Below are 25129 nucleotides of genomic sequence, written 5' to 3'. Positions count from 1 at the left end.
TAGATTTATGATTAGGAGCATGACAGGTTTTGGGCATGGAGAAGTGTCCAATTCTCAAAATCAGAAAGTAACCGTAGAGATGAAATCGGTAAATCACAGATATTGTGATATTTCGTTAAAGCTTCCAAAAAAGTTTGCTATGTTTGAGGCAAAGATTCGCAATATTATGAAAGAATATGCCAATCGCGGAAAGGTGGATATTTTTGTATCTTACGAAGATTTATCAGAGACCGCGGTAGGACTTCATTATAATCGGGCAATGGCGGCAGAATATATGGAAGTTTTTCGCAGAATGCAGGAAGACTTTGGGGTTGAGATTCAGGTAAGCGCGGAGAGTCTTGCCGGATATCCGGAAGTGGTCTCTATTGAGGAAGTGCAGCAGGATGAGGAAATCTGGTGGGAATTATTAGAAAAGGCGCTGAGAGAATCTGCGGAACAATTTGTGGAGACAAGAACCATTGAAGGAGAGAATCTGAGAATGGATCTTTTACAAAAACTTTCACAGATGGAAGAAGATGTAGATTTTATTGAGCAGCGTTCACCGGAGATCATTGCAGAATATAGAATAAAACTCCAGGAAAAGGTAAAGGAATTTCTGGAGGATTCCTCCATTGAGGAAAATCGCATTGTGGCAGAAGTGGCATTGTATGCGGATAAAATTGCAGTAGATGAGGAAATTGTACGTTTAAAGAGCCATATTGCGTCTATGAGAGATGTTCTGAGAGAAGAAGGAAGCATTGGAAGAAAGCTGGATTTTATGGCACAGGAGATGAATCGTGAGGCAAATACCATATTATCGAAGTCAAATGATGTGGCAGTATCCGATCATGCCATTGAATTAAAAACCAATGTTGAGAAAGTTAGGGAACAGATTCAGAATATAGAATAAGAAGGGATAAAGCATGGGAAAAAAAGGTTCACTGCTGGTGCTGTCTGGATTTTCCGGCGTAGGAAAAGGTACGGTAGCAAAAAAATTAGTAGAAAAATATGGATATAGTCTTTCGATTTCTGCAACGACCAGAGCGCCCAGAGAAGGGGAAGTTCATGGAAAAGAATACTTTTTTAAGTCAGAAGAAGAATTTAAAAATCTCATTGATTACAATGGATTTATTGAATATGCCAAATATGTTGAAAACTATTATGGTACGCCGCGAAAGTTTGTGGAAGAGGAACTTGCAGCCGGACATCATGTGATTTTAGAGATTGAAGTGCAGGGGGCGTTTCACATCAAACGGCAGTATCAGGATGCATTGTTGATTTTTATTACGGCGCCGAGCGCCGCTGCAATTAAAGAACGTTTGATTGGAAGAGGAACGGAATCGGAAGAAGTAATACATAAACGGATCCAACGCGCCAAAGAAGAATCTGAGGATATGACAAAATATGATTATATTGTTGTAAATGATGATCTCGACGAGTGTGTGGATCGTGTTCATGCGATTGTTCAGGCAAAAGAATGTCTGCTTGAGAATAATCTTGATTTTATAGAAACAACCAAAAAAGAATTGAAAGATTTATAGGAGGAATGATTATGTTACATCCATCATATACAGAATTAATGAAAGTAATCAATGGAGAAAGTGAAGATGAAAAGGTAATATCCAGCCGTTATTCCGTAGTGCTTGCCAGTGCAAAGCGGGCCAGACAGATTATCGGAGGGGATATGGCTTTGGTGGAAGAACGGGACGGATCTAAGCCATTGTCTACCGCGGTAGAAGAGCTGTATCAGGAGAAAGTTAAGATTCTCGGCGATGATGAAGATGAAGAGATTGAAGAAACAGAAGCTTAGAGATCAACACAGGGTGCTTAGGAATTCCTAAACACCCTGATCTGTATTCGGGGAGCATATAAAGTATGACAGGAGATGAAGATGGATATTTTATTATTTTTGAAAACAATGATTTTGGGAATTGTGGAGGGAATTACGGAATGGCTTCCGATCAGCAGTACGGGTCATTTGATTTTGGCAGATGAATTTATTCAGCTGAATATGTCGGATTCGTTTATGGAAATGTTTAATGTTGTAATTCAGCTGGGCGCGATTATGGCTGTTGTGGTCTTATATTTTCATAAGCTGAATCCATTTTCTCCAAAGAAAGATCGGAGAGAGAAAAGCGACACTATGGTTTTATGGAGCAAGGTAATTCTGGCTGTCTTTCCGGCGGCAGTGATTGGAATTCCATTAAACGACTGGCTGGATGAGCATTTTTATAATCCTCCGGTTGTGGCAGCAACTCTGATTATTTACGGTGTATTGTTTCTTGTAATTGAAAATCGAAATCAGAGACAGCGCAGAAGGACAATGGATGATTTGAATCGGCTGTCCTATCCCATGGCAATCGGGATCGGTGTCTTTCAAATCCTTTCTTTGATACCGGGGACTTCAAGATCCGGTGCTACGATTCTCGGAGGAATATTGCTGGGATGTTCCAGAACGGTGTCAGCAGAATTTTCATTTTTCTTAGGAATTCCCGTAATGTTCGGAGCCAGCCTGTTAAAGATTGTAAAATTTGGTTTTCATTTTACCGGAACAGAAGCTGCCGTGTTAATTACAGGAATGCTGGTGTCATTCTTGGTATCCATTGCGGCAATTAAATTCCTGCTTGGATATATTAAAAAGAACGATTTTAAGGTGTTTGGTGTTTATCGAATCGTTCTTGGTATTTTAGTAATTGCTTATTTCGCGTTTGTAAAATAAGGAGAGATTGCATGAATAAAGAGCTGTTTTTAAAAAGTATGCAGGAAATTTTGGCAGTTGCAAAGACCAACGGAAATCAGATTGCCAAAGAAGAATTGCTGGATTATTTTAGTGAATATCAGTTAAAGGAAGAAGCAGAGAACTTGTTAGTTGCAAGCTTTCAGGAGGCAGGAATCCGTGTAACCGGCGCAGAAGCTTTTTTAGCGTCCGAGGAGAAAGAGGTCTTAAAAGAAGAAGAGCAGGGTGTGATTCGTTTCTATGAAGAAGAATTGTCGAAGCTGGATTTGCCGGATGAAAAAGGGAAAAGGGAATGCATTCGCCGATGGATTCAGGGAGAAGAAAATGGTGATGATGTGATTTCCTGTCTGCTTCCGACGGTGCTTGAAATTGCCCGAAGGCATGCAGGAAAAGGTCTGCTGTTTGCAGATCTCGTGCAGGAGGGGAATATCGGTCTTCTGGAAGCGATGGCAATTTATACCGGCTGCGATGAGGAGGAATTTTTGCTGCATGCAGGGAATGCCATTGAAAATTCTATGCTGGATGCAATTGCCATTCAGAAAGGTTCTGACAGTGTCGGAGAACAGATGGCGAAAAAAGCCAATCGTCTGGATGAAGCGTCGACAGATTTATCTAAAGAGCTTGGGAGGGAGCCAACGGTAGAGGAGCTTGCCGAATATCTGTCAATGACAGAAGCGGAAATTAAGGAGATTATGAAAATATCTTTGGATGCGATTTCGGTGACGGAGCCGGATCTTTCGGTCAGTCCCTCATAGTTTCAAAGATCGGATTGTAACAACCGGAACCAGCCGTATCGGTGGATAGGAGGTTCTTTTATGAATATCAGAGAAAAGCAGGAGGCAGAAGAACGAAATCTGCTGAGCCCCTATGCAATGCAAAGTGTTAATACAAAAGGAAGAAAAAAGCCTGAGATGGAGTGTGTGATCCGGACCTGCTTTCAGCGGGATCGGGATCGCATTCTCCATTGCAAGGCTTTTCGCCGTCTCAAAGATAAGACGCAGGTTTTTTTATCACCAAAGGGAGATCACTATCGAACAAGGCTGACGCATACGTTGGAGGTTTCTCAAAATGCCAGAACCATTGCCCGGGCTTTAAATTTAAATGAAATGTTGACGGAGGCTATTGCATTGGGGCACGATCTGGGGCACACGCCGTTTGGTCATGCCGGAGAGCGGGTGCTCAATGAGATGAATCCCGATGGGTTTCGTCACAGTCAGCAAAGTGTGAGAGTTGCACAATACCTTGAGAAAAACGGAAAAGGATTAAATCTTACATGGGAAGTTTTGGATGGCATGGAACATCATTCGATTCATAGCCAGCCGGCAACTTTAGAGGGAAAGGTGGTTCGTTTGGCTGATAAAATTGCATACATCAACCATGATATTGATGATGCGGTTCGCGGGAAAGTGCTGTCAGAAGAAGAACTGCCTGCAGAATATACGGAGATTTTGGGCATCACATTTCGTGAAAGAATCAATACCATGATTCTTGATATTATAAAACAAAGTCAAGGCGTAAACGATATTATCATGTCAAAAAGAATACGAGATGCCATGCTTGGACTGAGAAATTTTTTATTTCAGCGTGTTTATCTGGAACCTTCAACGAAAAAAGAAGAAAAAAAGATTCATAATATTATAGAATCTCTCTATGATTATTATCTTCATCACGTGGAAGAACTTCCTGCATATCTCACCTGTCAGATTGGTCAGGATACTACAAAAGAACAGATTGTTTGCGATTATATTGCAGGGATGACCGACCACTATGCCGTGGAAGCCTACAAAGAGATTTTTATTCCGAAGTTTTGGATGGGAAGTGAGAAGAACTGAAAATAGTGCCGGCAAAAGTTCTGTAGAATTTCTTATAAAATAAAAAAGGAATTGAACAAAATATGTAGAATAATATAGATAGAGGGAAATTTGAAGGAGGGACAAGGTTGATTTACGGAGAAGAAATCATAGAGGAAGTGCGCAGCCGCAATGATATTGTAGATTTGATCTCTGCATATGTGCCGCTTAAGAAAAAGGGCAGTTCCTATTTTGGGCTATGTCCTTTTCATAACGAAAAATCCCCCTCTTTTTCTGTGAGCAGGGACAAGCAGATGTATTATTGTTTTGGGTGCGGAGCCGGAGGAAATGTTTTTACTTTCCTGATGGAATATGAAAATTTTTCATTTCCGGAAGCTTTAAAATATCTGGCGGAGAGAGCAGGAATTACTCTTCCCAAGGAAGAGCTGAATGAAGAAGCAAAGCGGCAAATGGATGAAAAAGCCAGGCTTCGTGAGATGAATAAGCTTGCTGCAAATTATTTTTATTATCTCCTGCATCACAGGAGAGGTGAAAGGGGACTTGCATATTTAAAGAATCGTGGTATTTCAGATGAAACCATAAAAAAATTTGGACTTGGATACGCAGATCTTTATAACGATGACCTCTATCGCTTTTTAAAGAAAAAAGGGTATACGGATGAAGAACTGAAAGATTCTGCGCTGGTAACGATTGATGAAAAACGGGGAGGAAGCGATAAATTCTGGAATCGTGTTATGTTTCCGATTATGGATGTAAACAATCGGGTCATCGGATTCGGCGGGCGCGTCATGGGAGAGGGAACTCCGAAATATTTAAATTCCAGAGAAACTAAGTTGTTTGATAAAAGCAGAAACCTCTATGGATTGAATTTTGCGAGAAGTTCCAGAAAAAATGAATTGATTTTATGCGAAGGATATATGGATGTGATTGCCATGCATCAGGCAGGATTTACCAATGCGGTAGCAGCTCTCGGAACTGCGTTTACCAGCGGACATGGAAGTCTTCTCAAACGATATACGGAAAATGTTATTTTATCATTTGACAGTGATGATGCAGGACAGAGAGCGATTCTTCGGGCAATTCCGATTTTAAAGGATGCGGGGCTGACGGTGAAGGTCTTGGATTTGACGCCCTATAAAGATCCGGACGAGTTTCTCAAAGGGCTTGGAAGTGAGGCTCTTCATGACCGGATTAAAAAGGCAGTCAATAGCTTTATGTTTCAAATTCGAGTGTTGTCAAAACGATTTCAACAGGAAGATCCGGAGGAGCGCACAAAATTTCAGCATGAGGCGGCAAAGCTGCTGTCGTCCATTGAGGAGCCGCTGGAGCGGAGAAATTATATTGAGGCAGTTTCCAGAGAGTATTTTGTCGAGATTGGAGATTTTGAAGATCTGGTAAATTATTATGGGACTTCCGGATATGCAGTCGCACGAAAAGAACAGGAGAGGCAAAGAGAAGAACGAAAAATACAGCAAAGGGACGATAAAGAGGAAAAAAGAAAGAAACCACAGAAACTTTTGTTGACATGGATGGTCAATGAACCGGTTTTATTTGAGAAACTTCAGGGGATCATAGGTCCTGATGATTTTTTTGAAACGGTTTACCATGGAGCTGCGCTGCTTTTGTTTGCGCAGTATGAACAGGAGAAGAAGGTTGTTCCGGGGAAAATTTTAAATCAATATACAGACCTTGAAGACCAGAAGAAAATTGCAGAATTATTTAATACAACGCTGGAGATGAGTCCTTCGCCGCAAGACCGCAGCAAAGCATTGACGGATATTGTACGGCGAGTGAAAGAAGACAGTATAGAACAGCAGATGAATTCGACAAATGATATTTTGAAATGGCAAGATCTAATCAAGGAAAAAGGCAGTCTTTCAAAACTGCATATTTCATTATAGGTTGGTTAAAATAGGAGAGAGAAGAAAGGACGAAGGAATGGAAGGTACAATGGAACAGTTCACTGAGAAACTTGCAGGCTTGGTGGAATTAGGAAAAAAGAATAAGAATTTTCTGGAGTATGCGCAGATTGAGTCATATTTTAAGGAAATGAAATTAACCTCTGATATGATGGAGGCCATTTATGACTATTTGAAGCAAAACGGCATTGATGTTTTGACATTGGCAGCGGTGGAAGATGATGACGATGATTTGGACGAAACATTAGATGACGAGACAGAGATCACCGTCCCGGATGGCATCAGCATTGAAGATCCGGTAAGAATGTATTTGAAAGAAATTGGAAAAGTACCGCTTCTGAGTGCGGATGAGGAAATCCAACTGGCACAGAAAATGGAAGATGGAAATAAGGCGGAAGAAGAAATTGCAAAATTAAATCAGCAGCTTTCCGAGACGGAAGATGAAGAGGAAAAGAAAGAGATCAAGGAGCAGCTGAAAAAACAACGGGGAAATCTTGCACAGGGAGATGCCGCCAAGAAAAAACTGGCGGAGGCAAATCTGCGCTTAGTTGTCAGCATTGCAAAACGGTATGTAGGGCGTGGAATGCTGTTTCTGGATTTGATTCAGGAAGGAAATCTGGGTCTGATCAAAGCGGTGGAGAAATTTGATTACAGTAAAGGATATAAATTCAGTACCTATGCGACATGGTGGATTCGTCAGGCAATTACGAGAGCAATTGCAGATCAGGCGAGAACCATTCGGATTCCGGTTCATATGGTAGAGACCATTAATAAATTAATCCGAGTATCCAGACAGCTGCTGCAGGAACTTGGAAGGGAGCCATCCCCGGAAGAAATCGCAGAGGAGATGGATATTCCGGTAGAGAGGGTACGTGAAATTCTTAAGATTTCACAGGAGCCGGTTTCTTTGGAGACACCGATTGGAGAAGAAGAAGACAGTCATCTCGGAGACTTTATTCAGGATGAAAATGTGCCGGTTCCCGCAGATGCCGCGGCATTTACTTTGTTGAAAGAGCAGCTGGATGAAGTTCTCGGAACATTAACAGAAAGAGAGCAAAAGGTTTTAAGACTTCGCTTTGGATTAGATGACAGCAGAGCCAGAACTTTAGAGGAAGTAGGAAAAGAATTTAATGTGACCAGAGAGCGAATTCGTCAGATCGAGGCAAAAGCTCTTCGGAAGCTGAGACATCCGAGCCGCAGCAGAAAGTTAAAGGATTACTTGGATTAGGGTGTAACTATGGAATTATCAAAACGATTGCAGACGATTGCCTCTTTTGTGACAGATGGATATCGTCTCGCAGATATAGGAACAGATCATGGATACATACCGATCTATCTGACGAAAAAAGGAAGATGCCCCAAGGCCTTTGCGATGGATTTAAATCCACAGCCGTTAAAGCGGGCAAAACAACATATTTTAGAGGAGCATGCACAGGAACAGGTTCAATGCATTCTCTCAGACGGATTGAATCAGCTTCCCCAAGGGGAAGTTGATTCAATTGTCATTGCAGGGATGGGCGGAGATCTGATGATGAGAATTTTGGAGAACGGATGGGACAAGCTTTTCGATGTGAAGGAATTGATTCTTTCTCCACAGTCACATTGGGAAAAGGTGAGGCATTTCCTTCATGATCGAAATTTTCGGATTCTGCGGGAAGCATTTTTGGAGGAAGACGGAAAATATTATGTAGTTTTGAGAGCTGTTTTTGGAACCCAGACTTATGAAAAAGAGTGCTTTTACCGTTTTGGGGCAGAGCTCCTCTGGAATAAAGATCCTGTGCTGTTGGAATTTTTGAACCGGGAATATGAGAAGTACAGCCGCATTCAAAAAGAATTGGAAGATAATGCAAAGGATCACATAAGAAAACGAAGATTTCAGGTAGAGGAAATACTGGGTGATATCAGGGAGGCATTGGGATATTATGAAATGTAGTGAAATCATTGAGCTTTTAGAAGCAGCGGTTCCCGTAGAGATTGCAGAAAGCTGGGATAATCCGGGATTTCTGATTGGAGATCAGAATCAGGAAATTCAAAAAATTATGGTGGTTTTGGATATTACAAATCAAGTTGTGGAAAAAGCTGTGAAAGAGAAAGTAGATTTGATTCTTTCTCATCATCCGGTTCTTTTTTCTAAGATTCAGAAATGCACCAGCGATGATTTTCAGCAGAAAAAGCTTCTCACTTTGATTGGAAACGGCATATGCTGTTATGGAATGCATACCAACTATGATGTCTGCCGTATGTGCGATCAAGTATCGGAGCGTCTGGGCTTGAAGCCAGAACGTCCGGTAGAGCCGTCAGACGCTTCTGATCCTAAAGCACAGGGAAAAGGAATCGGAGTTTTTGGGGTTTTAAAAGAAGCCATATCGGTGAAAGCGTATGCCAGGAAAGTCAAGAGCGCATTTTCCTTAGACTCTGTGATGATTTTTGGAAATCCAGAGGAAGAAATCAAAAAGATTGCCGTTGTCCCCGGATCTGGAAGAAGTATGTTAAAAGTGGTAAAGAATATAGGCGCAGAGTTATTTCTTACCGGAGATATCGGGCATCATGAGGGATTGGATGCAATGGATATGGGGTTGTGTGTAATTGATGCAGGGCATTATGGTCTGGAACAGGTTTTTATTGATGACATGACACAATTTCTAAAAAAACGGATTCCACAATTGGAAATCATTTCATATAAAATAGGGAGTCCGTATCAGATATTTTAAAAGAAGGAAGTGACAGCTTATGGTAAAGGTCACCGTAAATCAGAAAATCCATCAGGTTTTGGATGGAACAACTTTGGCGGAGCTTGCAAAACAGGTGAAGGTTGCCGGAGAGCCGATGATTCTTCTGGCGTATATGAATGGAAAGTTAAAGGAATTGTTTGCTCAGGTAGAAGATGGAAGCTATGTTCGCTTTGTGACATTAAAGGAACAAACCGGATATATGGCTTATAAGCGGACCGCTACAATGATGTTTTTAAAAGCATGTGAGGAACTTTTTGGAAAGGGAGCATCCAGAGACATTGCCATTAATTACTCCATTGGAAACAGTATTTTTTGTGAATTTTCAAAAAATGAGAGAACCGTCAAGGAGGAAGTTGCAGAAACGATTCAGAAAAAAATGGAAGAACTGTGCAAAGCAAATCTTCCCATTCACAAGAAAACCATGGATACTTATCGGGCGGAACGCTATTTTGGGGCCATTGGCTTGAGAGAAAAGCAGAAATTGATGCAGTTTCGCAGAGAATCAAAGACCAATGTTTACGAACTGGATGGATATGAAAATTATTTTTATGGATACATGGCGCCGTCCACAGGATATATTCCAAAGTTTTGGGTTTCTGTTTACGAGCACGGTGTGGTACTTCAAATTCCCAAAAGAAATCAGACAGAAGAAATTGTACGTTTTCAGCCTCAGCCCAAATTATTTCGGGCAATGCAGCGTTCAAGAGAATGGAGTAAGACCATGGGTGTTGATACAGTGGGAGCTTTGAATGAGGAGATTACTTCCGGAAACATCAATCATTTGATTTTACTTCAAGAAGGGCTGCAGGAAAAGGTGCTTTCTGATATTGCAGATGAAATTGTCAGTGAAAAAAAGAGAGTTATTTTAATTGCAGGTCCGTCTTCCTCCGGGAAAACAACATTTTCTCATCGTCTTTCCATTCAACTGGAGATTGCCGGACTGAAACCGCATCCGATTTCCCTGGACGATTATTTTTTGGATCGGGAGCAGTCGCCCAAGGATGAATTTGGAAATTATAATTTTGAGACGATTGCGTCTCTGGATGTGGAATTGTTATCAGAGCATTTAAATCAGCTGCTGGCAGGAAAAAAAATTTCTCTTCCGACCTATAATTTTGTCACAGGGAAGCGGGAATATCGGGGAAAAGAACTTCAAATCGGAGAGAAGGATGTTTTGGTTTTAGAGGGGATTCACGGATTGAACGGAGCGTTGACTGCGGGAATTGAGGAAAAATCCAAATATAAAATTTATGTCAGTGCCCTGAGTCAGATCAATCTGGATGAGCATAACCGGATTCCCAGCTCAGACGGAAGATTGCTTCGCAGAATTGTCCGGGACGCTATGACAAGGGGCAACGATGCCTGTTCCACCATTTCCCGATGGGATTCTGTGCGCAGAGGAGAAGAAGAAAATATTTTTCCTTATCAGGAAGAAGCGGATATCATGTTTAATTCTGCACAGATTTATGAACTGGCAGTGCTAAAACAATATGCGGAGCCTTTATTATATGCAGTTCCGAGAGATTGTCCGGAATATCAGGAAGCAAAGCGGCTGTTAAAATTTTTAGAGTACTTTTTAAATATTAAGAGTGAGGATATTCCCAAGACTTCACTTTTAAGAGAATTTATCGGCGGGAGTTGTTTTGAGACGTGATTTGTGATATGATATCAATCGTGTTTAGTTGGACAGGTGGCCGCGCCATTTCAGACGAAAGGGAGATGGTGAGGAAAGTCCGGGCTTCGCAGGGCAGGATGCCGGATAACGTCCGGTAGGGGTGACCCTCAAGCTAGTGCAACAGAAATAAACCGCCGGTGCAAACCGGTAAGGGTGGAAAGGTAAGGTAAGAGCTTACCGCCTGGCTGGTAACAGGCAGGGCATATGTAAACCTCATCCGAAGCAAGACCGAATGGAGAACGATAAATCGGCCCGATTTGTTCTCAGGTGGGTCGCATGAGCTTGCTGGCAACAGTAAGTCGAGACAGATGGCCATTCAACGACATAACCCGGCTTATCGTTCAACTAAAGCAAACCCTATTTTGCAGTTGCAAAATAGGGTTTTTTATGATACAGGAAAGTTTTTACTTTCCTGTATCATAAAAACGCTTTACGGGATGCACACTTTGAGTCAGACTTATTTGCTTTATTTGATCTTAATTTTTTTCTCTAAGTTCTTTTTCCGTTTTAATACTCCTTATGTTAAGTTAAGAACAGAAGGAGGGATTTGATATGACGGCAATTTTAAAAGCAATTCAAAAAATAAAAGTACAATACAGCGATAGTGAAAGAGAATTTTTCTTTCATCATCCGTTGGTTGCAATGCTATTTGTATTTATTGGAATACCGGTATGCATTTTGACCATACTGTGTCTTTGCACTGCTATAATCAGTTTTCTGTTTTATGTTATGGTGGGATTTTAGAGGCTTCTTTATACAATCTTAAGATAGCCTTTTATTTGTTTATACGAGCTTAATGAAAAGAAAGCTATGATAAGTGACATAGAACTTCGTATATGTTAAGTGTAAGGAAAAAAGGGTATGATCATATGGAAAATGTAATTTTAGCGGCAGCAATGTGCGGAATCTTTCTTTTTGGATATGTGATAATGAAAAAACTGGATGAAGTTTTAGAAATAAAAAATACAAGAGATGCCAGAAAACAATTAATCTGGGAACTCAGAAAAGAAAATAAAAATCAGAGAAACAGTTTGTAAAGTGGAAAATAAAAAGCAAATATGGTATTTTATCAGTAGCAGAAGGAGGGGATGGGGTGAGAAAAAAGAAAAGTCGTCTTGCAGTTTCACTGGAAGATGTTTTAAAGAGTGTTGGGATTATACTGGTTGTAAGCTGTATTGGAAAATTATTTCAGAGTCTGGAGTTTGCAGAATCAAATATTATTACAGTTTATGTTTTTGGAGTTTTGGTCATATCGGTTGTCACAAGATATCGTATTTACAGCTTAATCTCATCGGTTGTGAGTGTTTTGGTTTTTAATTTTCTGTTTACAGAACCTAAATTGACGTTACATGCTTATGATCAGGGGTATCCGGTGACTTTTGTGGTGATGTTTATGGCTGCTTTTTTAACCGGAACTCTTGCAGTGCGGATGAAGGAACAGGCGAAACAAGCTGCACGATCTGCATATCGGACGAAACTGTTGCTGGAGACCAATCAGTTGCTGCAGCAGGCAGAGGATCCGAAAGAAATTATTCAAAGGACAGCAAATCAGCTCATGAGGCTTTTAGGAAAAGATGTGATTTTTTATCTGGCAGAAGAAAAAAGCCTCGGAGAGCCTTATATTTTTTATGTACAGGAAGGCAGCGTGCAGGAGAATTACAGTTCTGAAAACGAGCAGAAGGCAGCCTCCTGGGTTTTTAAACATAACAAACAGGCAGGAGCTTTCACAGATATTTTATCCGATGTAAAATGTCTGTATTTGTCTGTGAGAACAAACAGCAGAATCTATGGTGTGATTGGAATTGCGCTTCAGAAACAGCCGCTGGATGACTTTGAACAAGGAATTCTTTTGTCGATTTTAGGTGAATGTGCATTGACTCTGGAAAATGAAAAAAATGCCAGAGAGAAAAAGGAGGCGGAAATTCTTGCGAAAAATGAACAGCTTCGGGCCAATCTTCTGCGCACGATTTCTCATGACCTGCGCACGCCGCTAACTTCAATTTCTGGTAATGCCAGCAATTTACTCTCCAATGAAACTTCTTTTGACGAGGCAACAAGAAAGCAGCTTTACACAGATATCTATGACGATTCCATGTGGCTGATAAATTTAGTGGAAAACTTACTCTCTGTCACAAGAATCGAAGGAGGACAGTTGAATCTGCGAATGACCAATGATCTAATAGATGATGTAATCGTTGAGGCGTTGCACCATATCAATCGGAAAAGCGTGGAGCATGAAATTGTCGTGGAACATGAGCAGGAATTTCTTTTTGCAAAAATGGATGCGAAGCTGATCGTTCAGGTTGTGATCAATCTCGTGGATAACGCCATTAAATATACACCGAAGGGATCAAGGATTGTGATTCGGACCATGAAACGCAAAAATCAAGTGGCAGTATCGGTGACTGATGATGGGGATGGCATTTCAGAGGAAAGGAAACCGCGTATCTTTGATATGTTCTACAGCGGCGCTGATAAAATAGCAGATAGTCGAAGAAGTCTCGGTCTTGGACTGGCGTTGTGCAAGTCTATAATACATGCGCACGGAGGAAGGATCTGGGTGTCTGATCATAAGCCGCATGGCACGATATTTACGTTTACACTACCGGCAGAGGAGGTACAAATACATGAATAAACCATTAATTTTAGTTGTGGAAGATGATGCGTCTGTGAAAAATTTAGTTACAACGACTTTGAAGGCTCACGACTATCGTTATTTAACAGCTGCAAATGGAACTTCTGCAATTTTGGAGGCGTCATCTCACAATCCAGATATTGTTTTGCTGGATCTTGGGCTGCCGGACATGGATGGAATTGAAGTTATTAAAAAAGTACGAACTTGGTCCAATATGCCGATGATCGTTCTGAGCGCCCGAAGTGAAGACACAGATAAGATAGATGCTCTGGATGCGGGAGCGGATGACTATCTCACCAAGCCCTTTTCAGTGGAAGAATTGTTGGCGCGTCTTCGTGTCACACAGAGACGCCTGGCGATTATGGAGAAGGAGTCAGAGAAAGAATCTTCTGTTTTTACAAACGGCAAGCTTCAGGTTGATTATGCGGCGGGATGCGCTTATTTTGATGGAAAAGAGCTGCATTTAACCCCGATTGAATACAAGCTGCTAAGTCTTCTCTCGAAAAATGTCGGGAAAGTATTGACCCATACTTTTATCACACAACGAATTTGGGGGAGCAGTTGGGAAAATGATATAGCGTCGCTGAGAGTTTTTATGGCGACTTTGAGGAAAAAAATTGAAAAAGAACCCAACACTCCAAAATATATTCAGACGCATATCGGAGTCGGCTACCGAATGTTAAAGGTAGAAGGATCTGATGGTGGATCTAAAAACCCCAATCTGTCAAAATAAGACAGATTGGGGTTTTTGAAATTACATACAATATAGAGGGAAGAAATCGACAGTTTTTGATTGGATATGAAAGAACTTTCAAAATTAATAAAATCTATTGAAAATAATTTTAAACAGGATATACTAAAGATTAAGAACAGGTGAGAGAAGGAGGAAGTCGTATGAATCCAAAGATGGAACAGATAAAAGGAAAGTTAATTGTATCTTGTCAAGCTCTTCCAGAAGAGCCGCTGCATTCATCCTTTATTATGGGAAGAATGGCGTTGGCAGCCAAACAAGGTGGCGCCAGCGGAATACGCGCCAACACGAAGGAGGATATCAAGGAAATTAAATCTCAGGTTGATCTTCCGGTCATTGGCATTGTCAAGAGAAATTATGAGGACTGCGACGTATATATTACTCCGACAATGAAAGAGATTGATGAGTTGATGGAAGTAAAGCCGGAGATCATAGCATTGGATGCAACGATTTCTGAACGGCCGGGGAAAAAGAGTCTGGATGTATTTTTCCATGAAATCAAAGAAAAATATCCGGACCAGCTTTGGATGGCAGATTGTTCTACAGTGGAGGAAGCAGTGTTTGCAGATCAGCTGGGATTTGATTTTATTGGAACGACTTTGGTGGGATATACAAAGCAGAGCAGAAATTTAAGAATTGAGGCTGATGATTTTGAGATCATAAGAGATATGATAAAGAAGGCAGAGCATCCGGTTATTGCAGAAGGCAATATCAATACGCCGGAGAAAGTAAGACGAGTCTTGGAACTGGGAGCATATAGCGTTGTGGTTGGTTCTGCGATTACGCGGCCGCAATTAATTACCAAATCATTTGCAGATGCGATTCCATCGTAAGAAACCGGCTGAGAGGGAAGTCTTATGGAGTATTATGTGAAATCGGTGATTCCAATTATTGAATCGAATTATGAGAATTTTACGGTTTTGGAAAGAACGATTGCAGATTTTTTTATGAACAATCAGGAAAAGCTGGATTTTTCCGCAAAAGCAATTGCGAAGCGGTTGTATGTTTCCGAGGCGTCCTTATCAAGGTTTTCAAAAAAATGCGGATTTCGGGGATATCGAGAATTTATTTATCAATATGAAGAATCCTTTGTTGAGAAAAGTCAGGAGATGACAGGACACACCAGACAGGTGTTGAATACGTATCAAGAATTGTTGAATAAGACGTACAGTCTTTTGAATGAAGAGCAGATGATCAGAATTTGTGAAAAGCTGGGACAGGCAAAACGAGTGTTTGTTTGTGGCAGAGGGAGTTCCGGTCTGGCAGCCAGAGAGATGAAACTTCGGTTTATGAGGGTTGGGGTGGACATTGATTCTGTCCAGGACCCGGATTTGATGCGGATGCAGTCCGTTTTTCAAAGAAAAGGATGTCTGGTGATTGGAATCAGTATCAGCGGAGAGTCAAAAGATGTACTTTACTTTCTTCAGGAGGCAAAAAAACGAGGAGCAGAGACAATTCTGATTACGGGGAAAAACAGAGAAAATCATATGGAAATTTGTGATGAGATGGTATTGATTCCGTCGAGAAAGTATTTAGATCATGGAAATGTCATTTCACCGCAGTTTCCGATTTTAATAATGCTGGATCTTATTTATTCTTATTATCTGGAACAAGATAAGGGCAGCAAAGAAACCATGCATAATTACACTGTCAAAGCGTTAAAAGGAGAAAAAAATGAAAATTATTAAAACAAAGAATTATGAAGAAATGAGCAAAAAAGCAGCAAACATTATCGGTGCTCTTGTGACATTAAAACCAGAATGTATTCTTGGTCTTGCGACAGGTTCTTCTCCGATTGGAACTTATGATGAACTGGTAAAAAAATATGAACAGGGAGACTTGGATTTTTCCAAGGTTACAACGGTGAACTTGGATGAGTACAAAGGGCTTTCTAAGGATAAAGAGCAAAGCTATGATTATTTTATGCATGAATATCTTTTTGATAAAGTAAATATTAATCCTGATAATACTTATCTTCCAGATGGCATGAACTTAGACAGTGAGGCAGAATCTGCAAGATATGAAGCGCAGGTGAAATCTTTGGGAACTGTCGATCTCCAGCTTCTCGGAATGGGACATAATGGACATATCGGATTTAATGAGCCGGGAGATATTTTTATGGATGAAACACATTGTGTGGATTTAAAAGAAAGCACCATTGAGGCAAATAAAAGATTTTTTGATTCTGCAGACGACGTGCCGAGACAAGCTTACAGTATGGGAATTGGAACCATTTTAAGATCCAGAAAATTGCTGGTCGTTGTCAGTGGAGAAGGAAAAGCAAAAGCTTTGAGAGATTCCATTTGCGGACCGGTAACGCCTCAGGTTCCGGGTTCCATTTTAAAATTCCATCCGGATGTAACGATTATTGCAGATGAAGAGGCATTATCACTTGTTCCGGAAGAATATTTTGATTAAGAAGAAAGAGAAGTAAAATCCAAGCTCGTCATCTGACGGGCTTGTTTCCTTTGGGTAATGGAAAAGTTAGAATACTTAAAGATTTTGTAAGAATATTTTTTTCTCAAATGCATACACTATATCAAAGGAGCGTATGTAACATTGAAGAAAAAGATAGAAATTGCAGCCATTGTGTGTTCCATCGGGATCTGCAGCTTTGGACAAAAAGTCTGTGCCAGTGAATTTCTGCAGCTGCCCAAGGAGACCAATGTCAAAGTGGAACATCTGGTGCAGACGAGACTTTTAAAAGAACAAAGAGAGTACCTTTTGCAGGCACAGCTGATGGCAAAAATTGATCTGGAAAAGCACATGAAAGAAAAACCTGTGTATATTCCGGAAACAGATCATATTGTCACACAGAGAGAACGTGCGGTCTTAGAACGGATTGTGGAAGCGGAGGCAACGGGAAAAGACCAAAAAAGTAAGATTTTAGTTGCCAATGTTATTTTAAACAGAGTCCGATCAGAGGAATTTCCGGATACCATTGAAGGTGTTGTCTTCCAAAGAGAAAATGGGAAAGTGCAGTTTTCTCCGACCGCAGACGGACGATATGATTCCGTAACGATTACAAAAAGTACGAAAATCAGTGTCACAAAGGCTTTGGAGGGAGCAGATTATTCGGAAGGCGCCTTATATTTTGTAGAAAAAACCATGGCGAATCCAAGGAATGTTTCATGGTTTGAATCTTCTTTAACCAGATTATTCACCTATCAGGGACATTCTTTTTACAAATAGTTCTTGACAATTGAAATGAAAAGTATTATGATCTTAGACAAATAGAAAAGAAACCGTTGAGAAAGAGTAGTAGGCAGAAACAGAAGGATTCAAAGAGAGCTGCAGATGGTGGGATTGCAGTATGATTTCTCTGCTGAATGGACTTTCGAGGGTGATTTTGAAGATGAGTAGGGATCACCGGGCACCCGACCCGTTATCAGAAAGGGCATATATGTTAGTATATGATAGGAAGTGGACATAGTTATGTCAATTTGAGTGGTACCGCGGATATTTCGCCTCAAGCAGAGATGCTTGGGGCTTTTCTTTTTTTCTATTGATTATTTGTGGAAGAACAACAAGAACAGAAAAGGAGATCAAACGATGAGAATGATGAAAAGAGTGTTAGCAGCAGGAGTGAGTGTAATGTTGGCGATGGCCATGGTGACAGGATGTCAAAGCAAAGGAGCAAAAGACAGTGGGAAAAAAACTTATAAGCTTGGAATGATTCAATTTGCAGAGCATGGTTCTCTTGACAACTGTCGGAAAGGCTTTTTGCAGGGGCTTGAGAAGCAGGGAATCAAAGAAGGGGAAAATCTGGAAATTACGTATAAGAATTCTCAGGCGGATACAGCGACAGATAATCAGATTGCGTCAAGTTATGCGTCAAAAGATTTTGATATGATTTGTGCCATTGCAACACCAAGTGCCCAGAGTGCCTACAATGCAGTCAAGGATAGTGATACGCCGGTGGTATATACAGCGGTGACTTCACCGAAAGCAGCGGGATTTGTTGATGAGGATGGGAAAAATATTGGAAATATTACAGGAACATCGGATATGGTTTTGGCAGACAAACAGTTAAAGCTGATTCGTCAGATGATGCCGAAGGCAAAAAAAGTCGGAATTTTGTATAGTACAAATGAAGCAAATTCCAAGGCTGGAATTGAAGCTTATGAAAAAGTTGCAGACCAGTATGGCTTTCAGATTATTACTCAGGGGATTACAGCTTCCGCAGATATGCCAATGGCTGCAGACAGTCTGATCAAGAAGGTTGACTGTATTACGAATTTAACAGATAATCTGGTTGTCAGTAATATGCAGACTTATTTAGAAAAAGCCAACAAGGCAAAGATTCCGGTGTTTGGTTCTGAAGTGGAACAGGTAAAATTAGGATGTGTGGCAAGTGTTGGAATTGATTTCATAAAATTAGGTGAACAAACCGGGAAAATGGCTGCAAAGATTTTAAAAGGCGAGGCAGAGGCAAAGGATATGAAATTTGAGACATTTAACGACGGAGACGTTATTTTGAATACTGCAGCGGCAAAAAAAATCGGGATGACCATCAATGAAAATGTGAAAAAACAAGCAAAACAAACGTTTGATCAGATTTCACAGCCAGAAAAATAATTAGGAGATAGAAGAAATTATGGAACAATTAATCATCGGCGTACTTGAGCAGGGATTTATTTATGCAATCATGGCTTTGGGCGTGTATATAACTTATAAAATCTTGGATTTTCCGGATTTATCCGTAGACAGTACCTTTCCTCTTGGAGCGGCAATTACGACAGTGATGTTATCCTCCGGGAAAAGTCCTTGGCTGGCGTTATTGGCATCTGTAGCAGCCGGTGCTCTGGCAGGTACGGTGACAGGCGTGATTCATGTAAAATTTAAAGTGAGAGATCTGTTGTCTGGAATTATTGTGATGACAGCACTGTATACACTCAATCTGCGCATTGTGGGAGGGGTTGCCAATGTGCCATTGTTTCATTATCACTCTATTTTTGACAATGATTTGATCAATCGCCTGTTTCCGGAGACTCTGTCTCCGTATAAGACGGTCCTTCTTATTTTTATTGTTATGATTCTTGCAAAAATATTGCTGGATCTTTATTTAAAGACAAAGTCAGGGTACCTTCTTCGAGCTGTCGGTGATAATCCGGCGCTTGTAACGGCTTTGGCAAAAGACAGCGGAATTGTGAAAATTATTGGGTTGGCAATTTCCAATGGTCTGGTTGCGCTCTCAGGCAGTGTTATGTGTCAGCAGCAGAGATTTTTCGAGATTTCCATGGGAACCGGTACCATTGTCATTGGACTTGCCAGTGTGATTATCGGAACCAATGTATTTAAAAGAAATTTTATAAAAGCAACCACAGCTGTTGTAATCGGATCTGTGATCTACAAAGCATGTGTTGCCATTGCCATTGAGATTGGTTTGCCCGCGACGGATTTGAAAATGATTACGGCTGCATTATTCCTGATTATTTTAATTCTTAGTATGGATCGAAAAAAGAAGGTGAAAGCATGATTGAATTAAAGCATATTGATAAATATTATAATATCGGAACTGTAAATGAAGTCTGTCTATTTCAGGATTTTCAGCTGAAAATAAATGAGGGAGATTTTGTCTCTGTGATTGGGAGCAACGGTTCCGGGAAGACCTCACTGTTGAATTTGATTTGCGGCAGTCTGGAACCGGAGTCCGGGAGTATTTTGTTAAATGGAGAAAATATTACTCGGCAAAAAGAATATATCCGGCAGAAAAAGATTGGAAGAGTTTATCAAAATCCTGCAATGGGAACTTGTCCGTCAATGACAATTCTTGAGAATATGTCCCTGGCGGACAACAAAGGAAAACGTTTTGATTTAGGGTTTGGAACCAATAAAAAAAGAATCCATGCCTATCGGGAAATGTTAAGCCAGCTAGGGCTTGGACTGGAAAATATGATGGACAGTAAGGTCGGATCTCTTTCAGGGGGACAGCGGCAGGCAATGGCATTGCTGATGACAACTATGACGCCAATTCAATTTTTGATTCTTGATGAGCATACAGCGGCGCTGGATCCGAAAACGGCGGAATTAATTATGGAATTAACGGGGAAAATTGTAAAAGAAAAGAATTTGACAACCATTATGGTGACACATAATCTCCGGTATGCGGTGGAATATGGCAATCGGCTGCTTATGATGCATCAGGGAAAGGCTATTTTAGATAAGGCAGGCAGAGAGAAGGAGTCTTTGGTGGTCGATGATCTTTTAGATCAATTTAACCAGATTAGCATTGAGACCGGAAATTAAAAGTTGGAAACGGTATCTTTTGAATCTGAAGTTTGAGGGGAATGAAAGAGCTTTAATTTTCAAAATCGAATCATAGTCCTTAAGTTTATATAAAGTGATGAATATAGATTTATTGTTGTATGAATCGAAAAGTCGAATTTATACGCAAAAAGTCTTCTAAAAGATAAAAAAAATAAATAAAAAGCTTGCAAGTTGCTCCCGTTAAGAATAGGATATAGTAGAGGTATTTAAAAATAAGGGGCATATTTTGAAAAGGAGTATGAATATGAATGAAAATTACAGTATTTTGATTGCGGATAGCAATTCAGATGAGATTGTACAGCTAGAAGATGTACTGTCGGAGAAGTTTGATGTTCTGTCCGCTGATACCGATGGGGTACAAGCACTTAGTGATATTGTTCTTTTACAGCCGGATATCGTGATTATTGATCTGATGCTTCCGGGCTTGGATGGAATTGGTGTCATTGAAAAATGCAAAGAAGAATTGGAGGATGAGAAAGTTCCGTTTTTTATTACGCTGACATCGATTGGAACACAGAATTTAATGGAATATTTATGTGGTATGGGAGTAGATTACTGCATGATGAAGCCATTTCAGCCAGCGATGCTTCTACATAGAATGGAACAACTGATTCGGTTAAGAACTGCACATGCCAAAATTCAGATGAACACGAGAGACAAGAAAGCTTGCGGCTTAGGAAATTTTTGTGAAGCCAATGACATTCGGAGAGACGTAAGTTTACTAACGCGTGATTTAGGAATTCCCGCGCATATTAAAGGATATCAGTATTTAAGGTCGGGAATTGTAATGGCAGTGGAAGATAGCAACATGGTAAATTACATCACAAAGCTATTATATCCTGCAATTGCAAAGGAACATAAAACAACTTCAAGCAGTGTAGAACGTGCAATTCGGCATGCCATTGATGTTGCATGGAATCGAGGGAATCAAGAACTTTTAGGGGAGATTTTTGGTTCTTTTGTGTATTCTGGGCATGATCGGCCAACCAATTCTGCCTTTATCGCAGTAATTGCAGATCGAATAAGATTAGAATACCAGATGAGTGCTTCTTAAAGGTAGAATATCTTCAGGGGAAATTTGAACGAGAGCAAATGAGAAAAGATCTTAATGGAATATATGAAGTTGTAGTTGCATATTGTTTCAAAAGTGAGTAAAATAGACCTTTAGAATCTAAAATAGAAAAGAAGGCGGTTATTATGTTAGAAACACTTGCAAGAAATATAACTCAGATGATACAGGGAAATCTTTGGATCGGTCCTCTCTTTGCCCTAATTGCCGGAATCTTTACTTCTCTGACACCATGTGCGTTATCGAATATTCCATTGATCACAGGATATGTCACAGCAGATGGTGATGAGATTCAAGATAATAAAAAAGCATTTTTGCTGTCTTTGACATTTGCGGCGGGGGCGGCTCTGACTTTTATATGTCTTGGATTTCTCGCATCGGCAGTTGGACATGTGATTGGACATTCGGAAATTCTTCATATGATTCTCGGAGCATTGATGCTTTTGATGGCGCTGCAGATGTGGGGCGTGATCCATGTGATTCCGCATATCCATAAAATTGGGGGAAATGGAAAACAGGGATTTATTGGAGCTTTCTTCATAGGGATGATCGGAGGAATTTTTTCTTCCCACTGCGCAGCACCGGTGATTTTAATGCTTTTGACAATTTCGGCGCAAAGCGGAAATTATATCTTGGGCGCACTGCTTTTATTTTGTTATTCTGTTGGCCATGGAATCATGATTGTGGCTGCAGGAACCTCTGTAGGCTTTGCAAACCGACTGGAGGGAAGTGCGGCGGATAAGACAGGAAAAGTATTTAAAGGCGTTTTGGGAGCTTTCATGCTTTTGATAGGGTTATATATGTTGTTTTTTGAATAATAGAAGAGTGTGGTATGTACAATATTTTTTTGTACATACTTTTTTTATAACACAGGAAAGTTTTCACTTTCCTGATATTATAAAAATGCTTGGTTCTAAAAGTATATTATATAAAAGATTTTTGCAAAAATGAAAGAAAATGGTTTTTTTTGATTGACTTTGGCTAAAAATATGATAAAATATAAAAAATATGGTTGAATTTGACTGTTTTAGAAAGAAAAAGAGGAGACGTTGTATGAAGATTACAGAGTTATTGCAAGAAGCAACCATTGATTTGGGTGTCAAGGTTCATACGAAAGAAGAAGCCATTGACCATCTGGTGGATTTAATGGTGAAAGGAGGAAACATTGAAGATCGGGAAGAGTACAAGCAGGGGATTCTTTCCAGAGAAGCTAGTGGAACAACAGGAATTGGAGGAGGAATTGCAATTCCCCATTCAAAAAATTCGGCGGTAACAAAGGCAGGACTGGCATCTATGACAGTTCCGGAAGGAGTGGATTATGAAGCAATGGATGGCGAGCCGTCTGATGTATTTTTCATGATTGCGGCGCCGGCGGAGGGAAGTGATCTGCATCTGGAAGCTCTTTCAAGATTGTCTGTGATTTTAATGGATCCGGAGTTTAAAAATAATCTTTTGAATGCAAAGACAAAAGAAGAATATCTGCGTCTAATCAATGAGAAGGAAAGTGAAAAATTCCCGGAAGAAGTGGAAGAAGAAATTTCAAACGATATAAAGGACGGATATCGTGTGCTCGCAGTTACTGCGTGTCCTACCGGAGTTTCCCATAGTTAAAGATACCACACCAAATATGATGAACCCACGCTTATACACTACCAGCTATAATAAACCGCAAGGACAGCAATTTGATGATACTGCTGTCCTTTCTTTTATAAAATTGCAGTACACATAAAAAAGCTGTAAAATGATAAATATATTTGTCCTTGTAACAATTCTCGGACATTTGCCTGTTATACTATCTGCAAAAAGCAAAGGAAGTGAGGATATGAAGCAGATTTTAATTGTCGAGGACGACAGTTTTTTGAATAAGATGTTGGCCTATAACCTGACCGCAGACGGCTACGGCGTAACTTCTGCCCTAAATGCCAGAACCGCAGCCGAAGCCATCCGCCAGCGGGAATTTGATTTAGTGCTGCTGGACATCAACCTGCCGGACGGCAACGGTTTTGAGCTGTGCAAGCTGATAAAGCCCCAGCACCCGGACACCATCGTGATTTTCCTAACCGCCAACGATCAGGAGAGCGACCAGATACGGGGTTATGAGGTGGGGGCGGTGGACTACATCACAAAGCCCTTTGTGATCGGGGCCTTGCAGCGAAAAATCAAAGCCATGTTCGCCATGCTGGAACACCACAAACCGGCCAAGGACATTTACGACGACGGGCGGCTGTTTCTGGACTTCTCGGAGCAGACGGCTTCCTTAAACGGCAAGCCCCTGACCCTATCCCCGATGGAGTATAAAATGCTGAACCTGTTCCGCAAAAATCCCCGGCAAGTGCTGACCCGTGGGCAGCTTTTGGAAAAGCTGTGGGATATAGACGAGAGGTTTGTGGACGAACACACCCTGACAACCTCCATCAGCCGGATTCGCAGCAAGATCGAATCCAACGGCGGCGCACCCTACATCAAGACTGTTTACGGCATGGGCTATCAATGGACGGGAGGCGAGGCAAAATGAAGTTTCAAAACCTCTCGGTAAAGCGGCTGTTTGGCCGGGTGGCACTGGGGCTTGTCCTATCTATGTCCGGGATCACCATAGCCCTGTTTTTTGTGACGAAACAGACGGCGGTGCTGCTGACGGGCGGGGCGCTGCTACTGTGCGCTCTTGTGGGGATTTTCGTATTAACGCAGACCTTTGGAAAGCGGCTGGCACAGTTTACCGCTGACCTGTGCCAGACTTTAGACCACATGATCGCCGGGAATGAAGCACCCCAGCGCCCAGAGGACAGCGAAACCCAGCTTGCCAGAATCGGACACCGGCTGGCAAGGCTTTACCAGATCATGCAGGAGAACCGCCGCCGGGTGGACGAGGAACGGCAGGAGTTACAGACCCTTGTATCAGATATTTCCCATCAGGTGAAAACGCCGGTAAGCAATCTGAAAATGGCGACGGACACCCTGCTGGAAAAGCCTATGACCGAGGCGGAGCGCACCGACTTTATCCGTGGAATCCGCAGCCAGACGGATAAGCTGGACTTTCTCTTTCAGGCCCTTGTGAAAACCTCACGGCTGGAAACGGGCGTGATCCAGTTGGATAAGAAACCGGGCCGCCTTTTTGATACTGTGGCACAGGCCATGAGTGGGATCGTGTATGCAGCGGAGAAAAAGGAAATTGCCGTGTCCGTGGACTGCCCGGAGGATTTGGCCGTTTCCCATGACAGTAAGTGGACATCGGAAGCCCTCTTTAACCTACTGGACAATGCGGTGAAGTACACCCCGGCGGGCGGGAAAATCGCTGTGTCGGTGGTACTGTGGGAAATGTATGTGGAAATCAAAGTAGTCGACACCGGCAAGGGCATTTCCGAAAGCAATCAGGCCGCCATCTTTCGGCGCTTCTATCGTGAGGAAGAAGTACACGAACAGCAGGGCGTGGGCATTGGCCTGTATCTGGCCCGCGAGATTGTAACGCGGCAGGGCGGCTATATCAAAGTGGTTTCGGAGCCGGGCAAGGGTTCGGAATTTTCCATTATGCTGCCTACAAAATAGAACGCGGC

27 protein-coding genes, 1 other RNA gene and 1 other annotated feature are annotated in these 25129 nt (G+C 41.3%); all 28 genes read left to right on the top strand.

Going from position 1 to position 25129, the window contains the following annotated elements; genetic code table 11:
* Window positions 1–7 precede the first annotated feature (7 nt).
* Window positions 8–889 carry a YicC/YloC family endoribonuclease gene (locus AC27EF_RS08965; RefSeq protein WP_487110411.1) on the top strand — a complete coding sequence of 294 codons (882 nt, stop codon included), beginning with the start codon at window positions 8–10 and terminating at the stop codon, window positions 887–889.
* A 13-nt stretch (window positions 890–902) separates the two neighbouring features.
* Complete coding sequence (gmk, locus tag AC27EF_RS08960; RefSeq protein ID WP_487110410.1) at window positions 903–1520, top strand: guanylate kinase; 618 nt, start codon at window positions 903–905, stop codon at window positions 1518–1520.
* Window positions 1521–1531: 11 nt separating this feature from the next.
* The gene (gene rpoZ / locus AC27EF_RS08955; RefSeq protein ID WP_487110409.1) at window positions 1532–1789 is read left to right on the top strand and encodes a DNA-directed RNA polymerase subunit omega; all 258 of its coding nucleotides are present in this window, start codon (window positions 1532–1534) and stop codon (window positions 1787–1789) included.
* Window positions 1790–1870: 81 nt separating this feature from the next.
* A complete protein-coding gene (locus tag AC27EF_RS08950) occupies window positions 1871–2698 on the top strand; it encodes an undecaprenyl-diphosphate phosphatase (RefSeq protein ID WP_487110408.1) in 828 nt (275 codons plus the stop codon).
* 11 nt (window positions 2699–2709) lie between these two features.
* The gene (locus AC27EF_RS08945) at window positions 2710–3471 is read left to right on the top strand and encodes a sigma-70 domain-containing protein (RefSeq protein ID WP_487110407.1); all 762 of its coding nucleotides are present in this window, start codon (window positions 2710–2712) and stop codon (window positions 3469–3471) included.
* Between the two features lie 60 nt (window positions 3472–3531).
* Window positions 3532–4548 (top strand): deoxyguanosinetriphosphate triphosphohydrolase, encoded by a 1017-nt coding sequence (locus AC27EF_RS08940; protein WP_487110406.1) that lies wholly within the window; start codon window positions 3532–3534, stop codon window positions 4546–4548.
* 107 nt (window positions 4549–4655) lie between these two features.
* A complete protein-coding gene (gene dnaG, locus AC27EF_RS08935) occupies window positions 4656–6428 on the top strand; it encodes a DNA primase (protein ID WP_487110405.1) in 1773 nt (590 codons plus the stop codon).
* A 37-nt stretch (window positions 6429–6465) separates the two neighbouring features.
* Window positions 6466–7674 (top strand): RNA polymerase sigma factor RpoD, encoded by a 1209-nt coding sequence (rpoD, locus tag AC27EF_RS08930; protein WP_487110404.1) that lies wholly within the window; start codon window positions 6466–6468, stop codon window positions 7672–7674.
* A gap of 9 nt (window positions 7675–7683) precedes the next feature.
* The gene (locus AC27EF_RS08925; RefSeq protein ID WP_487110403.1) at window positions 7684–8379 is read left to right on the top strand and encodes a tRNA (adenine(22)-N(1))-methyltransferase; all 696 of its coding nucleotides are present in this window, start codon (window positions 7684–7686) and stop codon (window positions 8377–8379) included.
* Window positions 8369–9157 (top strand): Nif3-like dinuclear metal center hexameric protein, encoded by a 789-nt coding sequence (locus AC27EF_RS08920; RefSeq protein WP_487110402.1) that lies wholly within the window; start codon window positions 8369–8371, stop codon window positions 9155–9157. Before AC27EF_RS08925 ends, AC27EF_RS08920 begins: the two co-directional genes overlap by 11 nt.
* A gap of 19 nt (window positions 9158–9176) precedes the next feature.
* On the top strand, window positions 9177–10832 hold the full coding sequence (locus tag AC27EF_RS08915) for a uridine kinase family protein (protein ID WP_487110401.1): 1656 nt from the start codon (window positions 9177–9179) through the stop codon (window positions 10830–10832).
* A 24-nt stretch (window positions 10833–10856) separates the two neighbouring features.
* Window positions 10857–11206, top strand: an RNA gene (gene rnpB / locus AC27EF_RS08910) — RNase P RNA component class A.
* A 199-nt stretch (window positions 11207–11405) separates the two neighbouring features.
* Complete coding sequence (locus tag AC27EF_RS08905; protein WP_487110400.1) at window positions 11406–11597, top strand: hypothetical protein; 192 nt, start codon at window positions 11406–11408, stop codon at window positions 11595–11597.
* Window positions 11598–11722: 125 nt separating this feature from the next.
* Window positions 11723–11890 carry a hypothetical protein gene (locus AC27EF_RS08900; protein ID WP_487110399.1) on the top strand — a complete coding sequence of 56 codons (168 nt, stop codon included), beginning with the start codon at window positions 11723–11725 and terminating at the stop codon, window positions 11888–11890.
* A gap of 56 nt (window positions 11891–11946) precedes the next feature.
* Entirely contained in the window at window positions 11947–13488 is a 1542-nt protein-coding gene (locus tag AC27EF_RS08895; RefSeq protein ID WP_487110398.1) for an ATP-binding protein, read from the top strand.
* The gene (locus tag AC27EF_RS08890) at window positions 13481–14221 is read left to right on the top strand and encodes a response regulator (RefSeq protein ID WP_487110397.1); all 741 of its coding nucleotides are present in this window, start codon (window positions 13481–13483) and stop codon (window positions 14219–14221) included. The genes AC27EF_RS08895 and AC27EF_RS08890 overlap by 8 nt, the downstream gene beginning before the upstream one ends.
* A gap of 161 nt (window positions 14222–14382) precedes the next feature.
* Window positions 14383–15072, top strand: a complete 690-nt coding sequence (locus AC27EF_RS08885; RefSeq protein WP_487110396.1) for an N-acetylmannosamine-6-phosphate 2-epimerase — start codon at window positions 14383–14385, stop codon at window positions 15070–15072.
* A 24-nt stretch (window positions 15073–15096) separates the two neighbouring features.
* Window positions 15097–15927 carry a MurR/RpiR family transcriptional regulator gene (locus AC27EF_RS08880; RefSeq protein ID WP_487110395.1) on the top strand — a complete coding sequence of 277 codons (831 nt, stop codon included), beginning with the start codon at window positions 15097–15099 and terminating at the stop codon, window positions 15925–15927.
* Window positions 15914–16657 (top strand): glucosamine-6-phosphate deaminase, encoded by a 744-nt coding sequence (gene nagB, locus AC27EF_RS08875; RefSeq protein WP_487110394.1) that lies wholly within the window; start codon window positions 15914–15916, stop codon window positions 16655–16657. The genes AC27EF_RS08880 and nagB overlap by 14 nt, the downstream gene beginning before the upstream one ends.
* 141 nt (window positions 16658–16798) lie before the next feature.
* On the top strand, window positions 16799–17431 hold the full coding sequence (locus AC27EF_RS08870; protein WP_487110393.1) for a cell wall hydrolase: 633 nt from the start codon (window positions 16799–16801) through the stop codon (window positions 17429–17431).
* A 47-nt stretch (window positions 17432–17478) separates the two neighbouring features.
* Window positions 17479–17714: a binding site (T-box leader), on the top strand.
* Window positions 17715–17791: 77 nt separating this feature from the next.
* Window positions 17792–18817, top strand: coding sequence for an ABC transporter substrate-binding protein (locus AC27EF_RS08865; protein WP_487110392.1), 1026 nt, complete (start codon window positions 17792–17794; stop codon window positions 18815–18817).
* Between the two features lie 19 nt (window positions 18818–18836).
* The gene (locus AC27EF_RS08860; RefSeq protein WP_487110391.1) at window positions 18837–19718 is read left to right on the top strand and encodes an ABC transporter permease; all 882 of its coding nucleotides are present in this window, start codon (window positions 18837–18839) and stop codon (window positions 19716–19718) included.
* A complete protein-coding gene (locus AC27EF_RS08855; RefSeq protein ID WP_487110390.1) occupies window positions 19715–20488 on the top strand; it encodes an ABC transporter ATP-binding protein in 774 nt (257 codons plus the stop codon). The genes AC27EF_RS08860 and AC27EF_RS08855 overlap by 4 nt, the downstream gene beginning before the upstream one ends.
* A 265-nt stretch (window positions 20489–20753) precedes the next feature.
* Window positions 20754–21563: a sporulation transcription factor Spo0A gene (gene spo0A, locus AC27EF_RS08850; RefSeq protein ID WP_487110389.1), complete on the top strand. Its 810-nt coding sequence runs from the start codon at window positions 20754–20756 to the stop codon at window positions 21561–21563.
* Between the two features lie 143 nt (window positions 21564–21706).
* Window positions 21707–22396 carry a cytochrome c biogenesis CcdA family protein gene (locus AC27EF_RS08845; protein ID WP_487110388.1) on the top strand — a complete coding sequence of 230 codons (690 nt, stop codon included), beginning with the start codon at window positions 21707–21709 and terminating at the stop codon, window positions 22394–22396.
* Between the two features lie 235 nt (window positions 22397–22631).
* Window positions 22632–23189 (top strand): PTS sugar transporter subunit IIA, encoded by a 558-nt coding sequence (locus AC27EF_RS08840; RefSeq protein WP_487110387.1) that lies wholly within the window; start codon window positions 22632–22634, stop codon window positions 23187–23189.
* Between the two features lie 211 nt (window positions 23190–23400).
* Window positions 23401–24093 carry a response regulator transcription factor gene (locus AC27EF_RS08835; RefSeq protein ID WP_227755300.1) on the top strand — a complete coding sequence of 231 codons (693 nt, stop codon included), beginning with the start codon at window positions 23401–23403 and terminating at the stop codon, window positions 24091–24093.
* Window positions 24090–25121, top strand: a complete 1032-nt coding sequence (locus AC27EF_RS08830) for a sensor histidine kinase (RefSeq protein WP_306778455.1) — start codon at window positions 24090–24092, stop codon at window positions 25119–25121. The genes AC27EF_RS08835 and AC27EF_RS08830 overlap by 4 nt, the downstream gene beginning before the upstream one ends.
* Window positions 25122–25129 lie beyond the last annotated feature (8 nt).

Source organism: Anaerostipes stercorihominis, from assembly GCF_057535655.1.
This window is presented reverse-complemented; position numbering and strand designations above follow the sequence as displayed.